Origin of the sequence: Pararhizobium sp., assembly GCF_035497515.1 — a bacterium.
Classification (GTDB): Bacteria; Pseudomonadota; Alphaproteobacteria; order Rhizobiales; family Rhizobiaceae; genus Pararhizobium.
On record NZ_DATJDJ010000123.1, the window covers coordinates 1 to 13939 of the forward strand.

11 protein-coding genes are annotated in these 13939 nt (G+C 60.4%); 6 read left to right on the forward strand and 5 right to left on the reverse strand.

Going from position 1 to position 13939, the window contains the following annotated elements; translation table 11 throughout:
• Nucleotides 1-337 precede the first annotated feature (337 nt).
• The 3 genes from VL202_RS12995 to VL202_RS13005 all read right to left on the reverse strand — a co-directional run bounded on the left by VL202_RS12995 (nucleotide 338) and on the right by VL202_RS13005 (nucleotide 6369).
• Complete coding sequence (locus VL202_RS12995; RefSeq protein WP_325464534.1) at nucleotides 338-2899, reverse strand: FAD-dependent oxidoreductase; 2562 nt, start codon at nucleotides 2897-2899, stop codon at nucleotides 338-340.
• A 162-nt stretch (nucleotides 2900-3061) separates the two neighbouring features.
• Entirely contained in the window at nucleotides 3062-5554 is a 2493-nt protein-coding gene (locus VL202_RS13000) for a mechanosensitive ion channel domain-containing protein (RefSeq protein WP_414692853.1), read from the reverse strand.
• A gap of 254 nt (nucleotides 5555-5808) precedes the next feature.
• On the reverse strand, nucleotides 5809-6369 hold the full coding sequence (locus VL202_RS13005) for a DUF924 family protein (RefSeq protein WP_325464535.1): 561 nt from the start codon (nucleotides 6367-6369) through the stop codon (nucleotides 5809-5811).
• Nucleotides 6370-6556: 187 nt separating this feature from the next.
• On the opposite strand from VL202_RS13005, the gene VL202_RS13010 reads away from it, so the two are divergent.
• The 6 genes from VL202_RS13010 to VL202_RS13035 all read left to right on the forward strand — a co-directional run bounded on the left by VL202_RS13010 (nucleotide 6557) and on the right by VL202_RS13035 (nucleotide 11575).
• Nucleotides 6557-6829, forward strand: a complete 273-nt coding sequence (locus tag VL202_RS13010; protein WP_325464536.1) for a hypothetical protein — start codon at nucleotides 6557-6559, stop codon at nucleotides 6827-6829.
• Between the two features lie 250 nt (nucleotides 6830-7079).
• Nucleotides 7080-8045: a sulfate ABC transporter substrate-binding protein gene (locus VL202_RS13015; RefSeq protein ID WP_414692854.1), complete on the forward strand. Its 966-nt coding sequence runs from the start codon at nucleotides 7080-7082 to the stop codon at nucleotides 8043-8045.
• A gap of 6 nt (nucleotides 8046-8051) precedes the next feature.
• Nucleotides 8052-8909, forward strand: a complete 858-nt coding sequence (cysT, locus tag VL202_RS13020) for a sulfate ABC transporter permease subunit CysT (protein WP_325464538.1) — start codon at nucleotides 8052-8054, stop codon at nucleotides 8907-8909.
• A complete protein-coding gene (cysW, locus tag VL202_RS13025) occupies nucleotides 8899-9783 on the forward strand; it encodes a sulfate ABC transporter permease subunit CysW (RefSeq protein WP_325464539.1) in 885 nt (294 codons plus the stop codon). Before cysT ends, cysW begins: the two co-directional genes overlap by 11 nt.
• Before the next feature lie 14 nt (nucleotides 9784-9797).
• The gene (locus tag VL202_RS13030) at nucleotides 9798-10841 is read left to right on the forward strand and encodes a sulfate/molybdate ABC transporter ATP-binding protein (protein WP_325464540.1); all 1044 of its coding nucleotides are present in this window, start codon (nucleotides 9798-9800) and stop codon (nucleotides 10839-10841) included.
• Nucleotides 10842-11341: 500 nt separating this feature from the next.
• Nucleotides 11342-11575 (forward strand): hypothetical protein, encoded by a 234-nt coding sequence (locus VL202_RS13035; RefSeq protein WP_325464541.1) that lies wholly within the window; start codon nucleotides 11342-11344, stop codon nucleotides 11573-11575.
• Between the two features lie 124 nt (nucleotides 11576-11699).
• Here the strand turns inward: VL202_RS13035 and VL202_RS13040 are convergent, their stop codons facing one another.
• On the reverse strand, nucleotides 11700-11864 hold the full coding sequence (locus tag VL202_RS13040; protein ID WP_325464542.1) for a hypothetical protein: 165 nt from the start codon (nucleotides 11862-11864) through the stop codon (nucleotides 11700-11702).
• Nucleotides 11865-11962: 98 nt separating this feature from the next.
• Nucleotides 11963-13684 (reverse strand): ABC transporter ATP-binding protein, encoded by a 1722-nt coding sequence (locus VL202_RS13045; RefSeq protein ID WP_325464543.1) that lies wholly within the window; start codon nucleotides 13682-13684, stop codon nucleotides 11963-11965.
• Nucleotides 13685-13939 lie beyond the last annotated feature (255 nt).

A 13939-nucleotide genomic window follows, 5' to 3' on the forward strand; every position in this document is an offset into this window, starting at 1 on the left:
CCTTGTTGGTGACGCTGGCGGACCACGCCGGGAACGCCGAGACGACAGTCAAAACACATGCACTGACGAATGTTTTCATTGCCTACCAGCGCCAAGGCGCCGCCCCTCTTGGCGGCTCGCGGTTCGAGGCGACATACCTGAACGAGACGAGACCCCCTTCTGCCCGAGATCAGATTATCCGACGCCGGAAGAATTGCATGCAAAATATGACGGGTCGGCTGAATAGAGGCTGAATGACGTGTTCACACGTCTTGCATCATCCAGTCACCATGAAAGGCGCGCCTGTCAGTCAGGGCAAGCACGCCAAACAACGTCACGGACTGGATGGCCTCTGGCCTTAGCTGCGCGGCTTCAGGTTTTCCGGGTCGTAGAGCGGCTTGTAGCCGACACCCGCAACCTCGACCGGATAGGTCTCGGCGAAATACTCGACATTCAGCTTGCGGCCTTCCTGGGCATAGGCGTGCGGCAGGTAAGCAAGCGCGATGTTCTTGCCGATGGTCGGGCCGAAGGCAACCGAGGTCGTGTAGGAGCGACGGCCGAGTTCGTCGATCAGGACCTCGCCGGTTTCCGGATCCATGACCGGCATGGAACCGACCGGATAACGCCTCACGCCCTTGGCATCGGTATTCTCGGTCATGACCAGCGTGCAAAGCATGGCGGGCTGATGATCGCGCGCCTTGTATTCGAGATGCTTCGCCTTGCCGCGGAAATCGGCTTCCTTGACCTTCGGACGGGCAAGATCGGCCTCGATCAGGTTGTACTGGGTGAGCAGGTCGCCGTTCTGCAGGCGCAGGCTCTTTTCCATGCGGCGCGAGTTGGCATAGGTTTCGACGCCGAAGGCCATGACGCCGGTGGCGCGCAGCGCGTCCCAGACGGCCAGTCCGTCCTCGTATTTCATGTGCAGTTCCCAGCCCTGCTCGCCGACATAGGAGATGCGGAAAGCCGAGACATTCTTTCCGGCAATCTCGATCGGCTTGATCGCGGCAAACGGGAAGTTCTCGATATCCAGGCCGGCGGAATCCTTGACCACCTTCTTCAGCGTGTCGCGGGCGTTCGGACCCCAGATGCCGATGGTGATAAATTTCTCCGAGGTGTCGGTGATGGTGACATCGAGGCCACGATCCTCAGCCACACGCTTCATGTAATGGAAGTCGCGAGGACCGGCATCGGCACCGTTCACCAGGCGGCAGCGGTCGGCCATGCGGAAGACCGTGAAATCGGCGCGCACCATGCCCTCGTCGTCGAGGAAATGGGTGTAGATTCCCTTGCCGATATTGGCGTCGCCACCGATCCTGGCCGCGCACAGCCATTCGAGCAGTTCGACATGATCGGGGCCTTCGATATCGACCATGTGGAAATGCGAGAGATTGACGATGCCGCAATCCTCGCTCATCGCGAGATGCTCGGCGTTCGAGACACGCCAGAAATGGCGGTTGTCCCACTCGTTCTCCCGTACCGGAACGCGGTTGCCATACTTTTCCAGCAGATGCTCGTTGGCAGCGTAGCCATGTGCACGCTCCCAGCCGCCGAGTTCCATGAAATAGCCGCCGAGTTCCTTTTCGCGCTCATGAAAGGGCGAGCGCTTGGCGCCGCGGCCCGTCGCATAGGGCTCGCGGGTGTGAACGGCGGGGAAGTAGATCTTCTGGGCAGCCTCGTAGCTGCGGCCCTCGATGAACTCTTCCGTCAGTTGGTGCGGATAGAAGCGCGAATAGTCGATCGAATTGTGGTCGATCTCGGTGCGGCCGTCGGTCATCCAGTCGGCGATCAGCTTGCCGTAGCCGGGACCGTCCTTGACCCAGATGGCGACGCAGTACCAGAGACCACGCACCTTCTGGCTCTCGCCACAGGATGGACCGCCGGCGGCGGAAACCTGCAAGAGGCCGTTGAAGGAATGGCCTTCGTTATAGCCGAGTTCGCCGAGGATCGGCGTCAGTTCCATCGCCTTTTCGAGCGGTTCGAGGATCTGCTCCATGTCGAGGTCGCGCTGCGACGGCGACAGGCGCGCCTCGTTCTTTTCAAGGATATCGCGCGGGTGGCAGAGGCGCGGATTGGTCTGCTCGTAATAGCCCCACTCGATCTGGCCGCCCTCGGTGGTCTTCGGATCGCCGGTGTCGCGCATATAGGCGGAGTTGCCCTGGTCGCGCAAAAGCGGATAGCCGATCTCCTTGCCGGTGCCTTCGAACTCGTTGTATGGACCGAAGAAGGTCAGCGGGTGGTCTACCGGCATGACCGGCAGGTCTTCGCCGACCATTTCGGCGATCAGGCGCCCCCAGATACCGGCGCAGACGATGACGTGATCGGCCAAGATCGTGCCGCGATGGGTGACGACACCCTTGATGCGGCCACCTTCGACGATCAGCGAGGTCGCCGGCGTGTTACCGTAGACCTGGAGCTTGCCGGATTTCTCGGCGGCATCGACCAGCTTGCCCGCAACCGTCTGCGAACGCGGAATGACGAGGCCGGCATCCGGATCGAACATGCCGCCCATGACCTGATCTTCCTCGATCAGCGGGAACATGGCCTTGATCTCGGACGGCGACACATAGTGTGCGCGCGTGCCGAACGCCTTGGCGGAGGAGAGCTTGCGTTTGATCTCTTCCATCCAGGTGTCGTCGCCGGTGCGGGCGACTTCGAGACCGCCGATGCGGGCGTAGTGGCCCATCTTCTCGTAGAAATCGATGGAGTACTGGGTAGTCCAGACCGAGAGATAATCGTGGCTGGTCGTGTAGCAGAAATCGGATGCATGCGCCGTCGAACCGATGTCGGTCGGAATGCCGGACTTGTCGATGCCGACGATGTCATCCCATCCGCGCTCGATCAGGTGATGCGCGATCGACGCACCGACGATGCCGCCGAGCCCAATGATTACGACCTTCGCCTTCTGAGGAAATTCTGCCATGTCGTGGAACCCTGATTGACTATTGGAAGCGAATTTAGAGGCTGCTCGGTCGCGACTAGAGCCTGTCTACGACATTCTCATCATGCTGCACGACCAGAGCCGGTCCGTCCACGGATTGGCGCGCGGGCAAGCGGGCTTTTTGACCGCCCCCCGGCCCGATCCTTATCCTTTTTCGCCAACCGCCTCGACCGACACCCGGCGCGGGCGACGCTGCGTGCCGCTACGCTTGACTGCTTCCTCCGCTGGAACCGGCTGAGGCGGGCCGGCCAGTTCCGCCTGCCGGGCAAGCTCGTCCGCCTCCGGTCCGGGCGGAACCGGCTCGGGCTCCAGCACCGCGATCGGGAACGGCGCGCCAAGCCCCTCCTCGCGGAACCGCTCGTAGATCGCCAGCCTCAGATCGTTGCGCACGCCATTGCCGTTGACGATATCGGCGAGATAGACCCGCAGCTCGAAGGTCATCGTCGCATCGCCGAAGGCGGAAAAGACGGCCTGCGGCTCCGGGTTTTTCAGGACGAGCGGATGGGTGGCGGCGATCTGCAGCAGCGTGTCCATGACCTGGCGCGGCGCACTGTTGTAACTGACGGTCACCGGAATATCGGACCGTCCGAGCTTGTTCTTGTGTGTCCAGTTGCCGACCGATGCGTTGATGAACAGCGAGTTCGGCACCATGATCGTCTGGCGCTGAAAGGTCTCGATCTCGGTCGCGCGCACCGAGATGCGCTTGACGAAGCCTTCCGTCGTTCCGGTCACCACCCAGTCGCCCACCTTGAACGGCCGCTCGACAAGGAGGATGAGGCCGGAGACGAAGTTCGAGACGATATTCTGGAGACCGAAACCGACGCCAAGGGAGAGAGCGCCGGCGACCAGCGCCAGGTTCGACAGGTCGAAGCCCGCCGCCGAAACGCCGATCAGGCCCGCCAGACCGACGCCGAGATAACCGACACCGGTTTTCACCGAGTTGCGCACGCCCGCATCGATGCGGCTGCGCGCCATGACGCTGCCGTCGAGCCAGCGCTGGAACCAGCGCGTCACCACATAACCGGCAGCAAACAGCAGGATGCCGGCGAGAATGCCGACGATGGAAATGGTGATGCTGCCGATCTTGATCTCGGTGAAGATCCGGTAGGCCGAGGATTCGATATCGGCGATCTTGAAGCCCCACTGCATCAGAATGAGGGGAAGGAAGAACGCCCCGACCAGCGCATAGATGCCCAGTCCCGCGGCAAGCCCAGCCTGGTCCAGCGCCACCTGCTCCATCCCGTAGCGCTTCTCGAGGTGGCGGCCGACGACCGTATCAGCCAGCGCATTCTGCTTGGCGACGGCCTTGCCGGTGAGGATGCCGATATACATGGTGACAAGAATGGCACCGGTCATGACGATCTGGGTGGCAATGAACCGGGCAAGACCGACATAGCCAGACAGGGTCAGAAGAATGATGATCGCGCCGGTCAGCACGAAGAGCAGCGACACCGCGCGCGGCCAGGGCTTGCCGCGGCCATCGAGCGTTTCATTCGCCGGCACGATCGGCTTGATCAGCGCCATCGCCATGAGGATCAGGCCGATGATGACGGTGGCGATCAGGCTTTTCACAACGGTGAAAACAACCGGCGACCCCATAACCTCGCTGATCGTGCCGGCGAGATAATCGAGGCCGTTGACGATCGCCATGGCGATAATCGCAATGACCAGCAGCCGCGCGCCCTGATCGGAGACGCGAACGAGACGCCAGGCGCGGTGCTTTGGCGCCAGAACGGCATTCGCCAACTTGGAGACGAAGACCAGCGCGACGGTGATCACCAATAATATGGAGACGATCGGCGCGATGTCGGGTCTCAGGACCTTGAAAGCCTGAAGGAAGAAATAGCTGGTTGCCGCAAAGACCCCGGTTGCCAATGTCGGGACCATCGTCGACCAGAATGCCACCGACAGACGGGTAATGTAGCCCGGCTCCTCGTTTGAGATTTCGCGATGGACCATCGGAAACAGCAGTTTTCGCGTACCGGCAAGCAGGATCAGGGCCGCGCAGAGCGACAGGAACAATGCCGAGAGCAACTGGATACGCTTGAAATTCCAGGCAAAGCTCAGCCAACTACCGACCGTCCGCGTAAAAGCCTGTCGCTCCAGATTGATGGCGGCAATCGCGTCAACCACCGTCGCTCGATTGAGCTCGGTGTGCTTGAGCAGCGTATTGCTGAACAACGCACGGCGGATCGCGGTAATGCCGTTCGACAGCTTTGTTGCCTGGATGGAGAGGTCTTCCGCGGTCCCGGTCAGCGCGTTGATTTCACTCCGCTCCGTCATCAGGCGCTTGCGCTCCTGCGCGACGACGTCGGTTTCCGGCGGCGTACCCTCCGCCGGCGGATCGCCGAGTTCGGCTAGGCGGGCCTTGATCTCGTCGAGACGCGGCCGGGTCGCCAGCGATGTCGCGATGATCTGCTTGGCGGCCGCATCGACCTCGGCCTTCAGTTCCGCAAGACGGTTATCGTCGTTCTTTGCGCGCGTGACGATATCTGTCAGCCGCACCACATTCTTGCGCGCTTCTTCAAGCTGCCGGGCCGCCTGTGCCTGCGGGCTTGCGGCCTCCGCAACCGGCTGCCCGGCGGCTTTCGCAGGGTCCTGTTGCTGCGCCATGACCAGCAGCGGCGCGGCGAACATCCACAACGAAAGAAAGGCGGCGGCGATCTTCGACATCATTGGTGTTCAAATATCCTTATCTTGCCGTCGGCCGCCTCGATGGAATCGAAATGCCGCACGTTGGCTGCTCCTTAGGCTGGAGTGCCGCCAGATGCAAAAGCCTACTGCATAATTCCTCAAATCGGAATCGATCTAAGGAATTACGCAGTATATTTAGAGTGTTACAGCGACATTTGCGCGTCGTGCTTGACGCGCGGCGCTGTAGCCCGAACCGATCAGAACGAGGACCCCGGTTGAGACAGAAAATTGATCTCCGCCTCGGTGGAAGAGCGCCCCAGAGCTGCGTTCCGATGCGGAAAACGACCGAACTGCCGGATGATCTCGCAATGTCTTATGGCAAAATCGAGGTTGTAGGCATCTCCAAGCTCGGTGAAGAGCTTGACCGAAAAGGTCTGGTCCACGAGATTTTCCGAGTGTTCGAATGGCAGATAGAAGAATGGCCGCCGATCTGCGGGCACCTCCAGATCGGCGCCGGTATCCAAGGCAAGACGGGCCTCGCGAAGCGCCAAGCCGTCCGTTGCGAATGCGAGCGGCGTGCCGCGATAGATATTGCGCGGTATCTGGTCCAACAGGATGATGGCGGCGAGCCTCGCGGAGGGAGTGGCATGCCATTCCGCAGGAAGCGCCCTCGCCATTGCCAGATGCGCCCCGCGAAAAAGCTGGTCGCATCGCTGATCCACCTCAAACTGAGGCTTGAACCAGTCGTCCGGGCTGAGTTCATCGAACCAGAAGGCGAGAACCTCCTCCGGTGTGCATGGATTGCCTGCATTCGCCATCGTTACCTTCTCCCCCCTCAAATAATCTGCACTCGATCTGCCGATGACATAGGCACCTGCGCGCACATTTCCATACAACGAAGGAAAGTCGCGATCACCTATGAGGAATCAAGGCACTCTGGAAAATATTCGCGAAAACGCTATCTTGTCGATGGACGGGGTGACGACATCCCGAAGGAGTTCGACGATGAAAACCATAGTCGTTGCGGCCTTTGCCGCCCTGTTCCTGACATCCTGTGTCGCACCGACGCCTTATAACAGCCTCGAGCCCATCCCCGGCAGCATCACCTATAATGGCCAGCCCCGTACCAAGCTGAAGAAAGCGCCCATCGGCAGCACGTTGCACAACAATTTCTATGGTCCCTTCGGTGAACGGATCGAGGAAACCTACATGATCATGCCCGACCGGTCGCTCAAACTCGTCGCCCGCCGCCGCTCGCGCATCGACTTGTATGATTGAAAAACAGATCAACTGCGCGGATCATTTATGAGTGATTGCTACCTTAGGTAAAACAGGCTGAGGCAAATGATTTCGGCAATGGCACGGTGCGGGGGCAGGACTTTCTCCCGCTGCACCGTGAAAGGGAATGATCTGCGTTATAATATCCTACTTAATGGATAGAGTATGCCTGCTAACAACGGAGGTAGACATGCGAGCGAAACAACTCACAAAACTTTTCACGGTGGGGCTTCTCGCCACGAGCATACAGATGGGTGGTTTGGGTTTCGCGTTTGCAGACACGACGCTTCTCAATGTCTCCTATGACCCGACGCGTGAACTCTACAAGGATTTCAACGTGGCTTTCGCTGAAAAGTGGAAAGCGGACACGGGCGAGACCGTGACGATCCAGGCGTCGCATGGGGGATCCGGCAAGCAGGCGCGCGCCGTCATCGACGGGCTCGAAGCCGATGTGGTCACGCTGGCGCTCGAAGCCGATATCGATGCCATCGCCAGGGAAACCGGAAAGATTCCGGCTGACTGGAAGGCGAAATTCGACAACAACAGCGCACCCTACACATCGACGATCGTCTTCCTGGTGCGCAAGGGCAATCCGAAGGGCGTCAAGGACTGGGGCGATCTGGTCAAGGACGACATCCAGGTGATCACGCCCAACCCCAAGACTTCGGGCGGCGCGCGCTGGAACTTCCTGGCAGCCTGGGCCTGGGCCCGCGCGGCCAATGGCGGCGACGATGCCAAGGCGCAGGAATATGTGACGCAGCTCTTCAAGCATGTTCCGGTTCTCGATACCGGCGCACGCGGTTCGACGACAACCTTCGTCCAGCGCGGCCTTGGCGACGTCCTTCTTGCCTGGGAAAATGAAGCCTATCTGTCGCTGGAAGAACTCGGGCCCGACCAGTTCGAGATCGTCACGCCGACAATCTCGATCAAGGCTGAACCGCCGGTCGCGCTTGTTGACGGTAATGTCGATGCCAAGGGCACCCGCAAGGTCGCCGAAGCCTATCTCCAGTACCTGTACTCGGATGTCGGCCAGAAGATCGCGGCCAAGCACTACTATCGTCCCTTCAAGCCGGAAGCGGCCGACCCGGAAGACATCAAGCGTTTTGCCGATGTGAAGCTGGCGACTATTGACGAATTCGGCGGATGGAAGGAAGCTCAGCCGAAATTTTTCGGAGATGGTGGGCTCTTTGACCAGATCTACAAGCCGGGGCAATAAGACTTAATGACCACACGCACAGCTTCGCTGTGGCAATTCAGACAGCCGAGCGTCATTCCGGGATTCGGATTGGCGCTCGGCGTTACTTTGTCATGGCTCATCCTCATCATCCTCATCCCTCTCTCCGGCCTCGCCTGGCGCTCCAGTGCCTTGGGCTGGAGCACATTCTGGACGCTGGCCACCGACCAGCGAACCCTGAACGCGTTGCGCATCAGCTTCGGCACGGCCTTTGCCGCCGCCTTCGTCAACGTGATCTTCGGCGTCATCCTGGCTTGGGTGCTCGTCCGCTATCGCTTTCCCGGCAAGCGGATCATTGATGCCATGATCGACCTGCCCTTCGCATTGCCGACCGCCGTCGCCGGCATCGCACTGACCACGCTCTATGCACCGAACGGCTGGATCGGCAGCCTGCTGGCACCGCTCGGCATCAAGATCGCCTTCACGCCGATCGGCATCATCTTCGCGCTGGTCTTCGTCGGCCTGCCCTTCGTCGTCCGGACGGTGCAACCGATCATGGAAGAGATTGACAAGGAAGTGGAAGAGGCAGCCGCGACACTCGGCGCCAACCGGTTCCAGACGATCAGGCGCGTCCTGCTGCCGGGGCTTGCACCCGCGGTCCTGACGGGCTTCGCGCTCGCCTTTGCCCGTGGCGTCGGTGAATACGGCTCGGTCATCTTCATCGCCGGCAACCTGCCCTACGTCTCGGAAATCGCCCCCCTGCTGATCGTCATCCGGCTGGAGGAATTCAATTATCCGGCGGCGACCGCGATCGCGGCCGTCATGCTTGTGATTTCCTTTGCCATGCTGTTGATCATCAACACGATCCAGGCCTGGAGCAGACGGAGGTACGGTTATGGCGCATGATGCCACTTCATCGCGGACCGGAAACACCGAACTCGTCCGCGTCGCCACGTCCGAAAGCCGGTTGGCGCGCTACGGCCTGATCGGCGTTGCGCTCTGTTTCGTCGCGCTCTTTCTGGTCCTTCCGCTGGCGGCGGTGTTCACCGAGGCGATGCGCAACGGTCCGGGCGAGTTCCTGACCGTGCTGTCGGACCCGGAAACCTTTGCAGCGATCCGGCTGACCCTGCTGGTGGCGGCCATCGCCGTGCCGCTCAACCTGGTCTTCGGCGTTGCCGCCGCCTGGGCGATCGCCAAGTTCGAGTTCAAGGGCAAGGCGTTCCTCACCACGCTGATCGACCTGCCCTTCTCGGTTTCCCCGGTCATTTCCGGTCTGGTCTTCATCCTGCTGTTCGGTTCCCACAGCCTTCTTGGTCCCTGGCTGCAGAGCCACGGCATCCAGATCCTGTTTGCCGTCCCGGGAATCGTGCTGGCAACCGTGTTCGTCACCTTCCCCTTCGTTGCCCGCGAACTGATCCCGCTGATGCAGGAACAGGGAACCAGCGACGAGGAAGCGGCACTGTCATTGGGTGCAAGCGGCTGGCAGACTTTCTGGTACGTTACGCTCCCCAACATCAAATGGGGCCTGCTCTACGGCGTGCTGCTCTGCAATGCCCGCGCCATGGGAGAGTTCGGCGCCGTGTCGGTCGTCTCCGGCCATATCCGCGGCCTGACCAACACCATGCCGCTGCAGGTGGAAATCCTCTACAACGAATACAATTTCGTTGCCGCTTTCGCGGTCGCAACGCTTCTCGCCCTGCTGGCCCTCGTCACCCTCGTTCTGAAGTCGCTGCTTGAAATGAAGTACAGCGAACAGATCGCCGCCAGCCGCAGGCACTGAAAGGTCAAGTCCATATGGAAGTTCGCGTTCAAAACATCCGCAAGGAATTCAGCCGCTTTCCGGCGCTGAATGACGTCTCGCTCGACATCCGCTCGGGCGAACTGATTGCCCTTCTCGGCCCGTCCGGCTCGGGCAAGACAACGCTTTTACGGCTGATCGCAGGTTTGGAAAGCCCAACCGACGGGACGGTCTATTTCGGCAACGAGGATGCCTCGCGCAAGACCGTGCAACAGCGCAATATCGGCTTCGTGTTCCAGCACTATGCCCTGTTTCGCCACATGACCGTGCTGGACAATGTCTCCTTCGGCCTGACGATCCGACCCGCCAGTCGCCGGCCCGCCAAGGCCGAAATCCGCAAGCGCGCGCTGGAACTGCTGGATCTCGTCCAGTTGAGCGGACTGGAAAGGCGTTATCCGGCGCAACTGTCCGGCGGCCAGCGCCAGCGTGTCGCGCTCGCCCGCGCCATGGCGGTCGAACCCAACGTCCTGCTGCTCGACGAGCCCTTTGGCGCGCTCGATGCGCAGGTGCGCAAGGAACTGCGCCGCTGGCTGCGCGAAATCCATGACCGCACCGGCCACACCACCGTTTTCGTCACGCATGACCAGGACGAAGCGCTTGAACTTGCCGACCGCGTGGTCGTCATGAGTCAGGGCAAGATCGAACAGATCGGCACGCCCGACGAAATCTACGACACGCCGAATTCGCCCTTCGTCTTCGGCTTCATCGGCCAGTCGAACATCCTCCCGGTCAAGGTCGAAAACGGGCAGCTCTGGCTCGATGGCCAGCCGATCGGCGTCAGCGCCCAGGGTGAAAAGGACGGCCCCGCCCAGCTCTATTTCCGTCCGCATGATATCGAGTTGCTGGATGGCGCCAGCGGCTGCATTTCCGGCTCCGTTACGGTGACGCGCCGTGTCGCCGGCACCCGCCACGTCGAACTCGACGTCAGCGCGGCAAAGAACAAGGTGGAAATCGAATTGCCGCCGGAACGGGTGACCACAGACCATTCGCGCCTCTCCTTCCGGCCGACGCGCTGGAAGCTGTTTCGGGAAACGGCCTGAAGATGATCCGGTCGCACCTTGTGCGGCCGGCCCTCTCTTGAACCGATGCCGGGTTGTCCTTCCTCGACTGCAATACAGACCCGGTTCAACGGTGTCTTTCGACCTGTCGGCTTGATCTGGCACCGCAAGCCGCTGCCACTGCCACGGCATCGACGGTCTTTCCATCCAAGCGGAACAGGCAGGCCATTTGGCGCAATGTCCGCCAGTCCTGTCCTGACGTGCCCGATCACGTTTCCTGGACCAACCGATCAAAAGTCTCGTCTGCCGGATTTCTGCCGCCGTTGTGGGCTATCGTGAGTTGAAGTCGCGTAGCGGGTGTTTCCTGCCTCTCCCGGAAGGGCCAGAAGGCAAAGGTTGCCTCAGAAAAAACGTATCCGCCAAGACCCGATCATGTCTTAGTGAATGGCGGCAATTTCGAAAGGGGATACACTGCGATCATCGTGGCTGGCGTCAACGACGCCGCCCCAGGAAGCCGATTGCTTCCACCAACTGGAGGATGGATGACCATGACTCTCAGTCCCTATATGGACGCTCTGTGCGCCGAGGACATCGATGCGCTTCGGATGGTATTCGATCAGTTTTGCGAGAACCATCAAAAGTGCCGGTCGGATGCCGACATGGAAATCTGCGCCAACCTCATCGTTCGGCTTTATCAGGGCGGCCAGCGCGATCCGGAAGCCCTGATGCGCGCCTGCGAGGCTGCCCTTCAGCCGGACCTTGCCATCAGCGCCTGACATCGCACAAGGCGCGCTACTGCATAATTCCTTAAATCGGAATCGATTCAAGGATAAGATCATGCAGCATATTTAAAGTATTACTGCGACCTTTGCGCGTCATATTTGACGCGCGGCGCTGTAGTCACTGCGTCTCCTGCGCCGCGTTTTCCGGCCTCACCACCAGAGGGTCCGGCGGCGTGGTACTCTTGTTGCTGTCGTCGGGTGCGAAATATTGAACGACGAGTATGCTCAGGATAGCACCGATCACGAAACCGTAGACACCCATCATCACCGTGCGGGAGGTCATGACCTGTCTCCTTCTTCGAAGCATCACCGGTATGGGTAACGATTGAAACGCCGCGTGGCCGTCAAGGTTCCTCTGGACGCTCCTGCGCGGGGAGACGTCTACCCCGCCTGCAACTGGCTGAGCCGGCGATAGAGCCCGTCCTGCTTCGAAAGCTCGGCATGGCTGCCATCCTCGACGATCCTGCCGTCCGTGACGACGAGAATACGGTCGGCTTGGGTGATCGTCGCCAATCGATGGGCGATGACCAGCGTCGTGCGGCCTTCGGACAGGTCTGTCAGGGATTGCTGGATGGCACGCTCGGTTTCGGTATCGAGCGCCGAGGTCGCCTCGTCAAGAATGAGGATCGGCGGATTCTTCAGGAAGATGCGAGCAATGGCGAGCCTCTGCTTCTGCCCGCCCGACAGTTTCACCCCGCGCTCTCCGACGACGGTATCCAGCCCCTGCGGCAGGTCGGCGATGACGCCCTCCAGCCGCGCCTTGCGCGCCGCCTCGATGATTTCGGCCTCGGTGGCGTCCAGCCGCCCGTAGGCGATATTCTCGCGGAACGTACCGGCAAACAGAAAGACATCCTGGCTGACGATGCCGATCTGGTTTCGAAGCGACCGCAGGCTCATATCGCGGATATCGATGTCATCGATGGTGATCGATCCGGTCGTCACTTCATAGAAGCGCGGCAGCAACGCGCAGATCGTCGTCTTGCCGGCGCCCGAGGGGCCGACAAAGGCAATGGTTTCGCCGGCACGAATATCGATCGTCAGTTCGTCCAGGATCGCCTTCGATTGCTGATAGCCGAATCCCGCCCCCACATAGCGGATATCTCCCTTCAGCGAAGTGACGTCACGGGCGCCCGGGCGGTCAGCGATATCCGGGCGCGTATCGAGGAAATCGATATAGCGCCGGAAGCCGGCAATGCCTTTCGGATAGGTTTCGATCACCGAGTTGATCTTGTCGACCGGACGGAAGAAGACACCGATCAAAAGCAGGAAACCGACAAAACCACCCGCCGTCAGTTCTCCCTGCAGAACGAAATAGCTGCCGGCGACGAGCACCACCATCTGCACCAGCCGCATGGAAAGGTAGCTGAGCGTGGTCGATATCGCCATGATCCGGTAGGCGTCGAGCTTGGTCTGGCGATAGCGTTGGTTGTCCGCCTCGAACAATCCGCGCTCGTGGTCCTCGTTGGCGAAGGCCTGGACCACGCGGATGCCGCCGACATTCTCCTCGATGCGGGCATTGAAGTCGCCGACTCGGTTATAGAGCGCCTGCCAGTTGCGAGTCATCCGGCCGCCGTAGCGTGTCGTCAGCCAGGCCGTCAGCGGCAGCACCAGGGCGGTAATCAGCGCCAGCTTCGGATTGACCGACGCCATCAGCAGAAAAGCACCAATCAGTGTCATGATGGCAATGAACACGTCTTCCGGACCATGGTGCGCCACCTCGCCGATTTCCTCGAGATCCTTCGTCAGACGCGCCACAAGATGTCCGGTCTTCTGGTTGTCGAAGTAACCGAAGGAGAGTTTCTGCAGATGATCGAAGGCCTTGCGCCGCATCTCGGTCTCGATGTTGATGCCGAGCATATGCCCCCAATAGGTCACGACCGCCATCAGTCCGCCGTTGATGACGTACACCGCCATTAGTCCGGCGGAGGCGAGCACGACATATCCCCACTGTCCGGTCGGCAAAAGCACGTCGATAAACAGCTTCACCGCAACGGGAAAGCCAAGCTCCAGCAGGCCCGACGCCACGGCGCAGGAAAAGTCCAGGAGAAACAGCCGGCGGTGTGGCCGATAATAGGCAAAGAAGCGTCCGATAAGATCGCGCATGTCTGTTGGGTCCTTTTCGGAGCCTGGTCGGGAGACCGGCGCCCGCATCTCCGCGCGGACTTCACCCACGCGCGCACTCGCGCTGTATTGCAATCGGCGCTTCTTTTAATCAGTTCGAGCGGAACAACAAGCATCTTTGCCGAAACGACATAGACAATATGTGCCAACTGCCGAAAATCATGCAATTTTTTGACACAAATCTTCAGTATTGATCCAACTGCGAGCCCTGTTGAACCCAGGTGCCGGCTTGCGGCA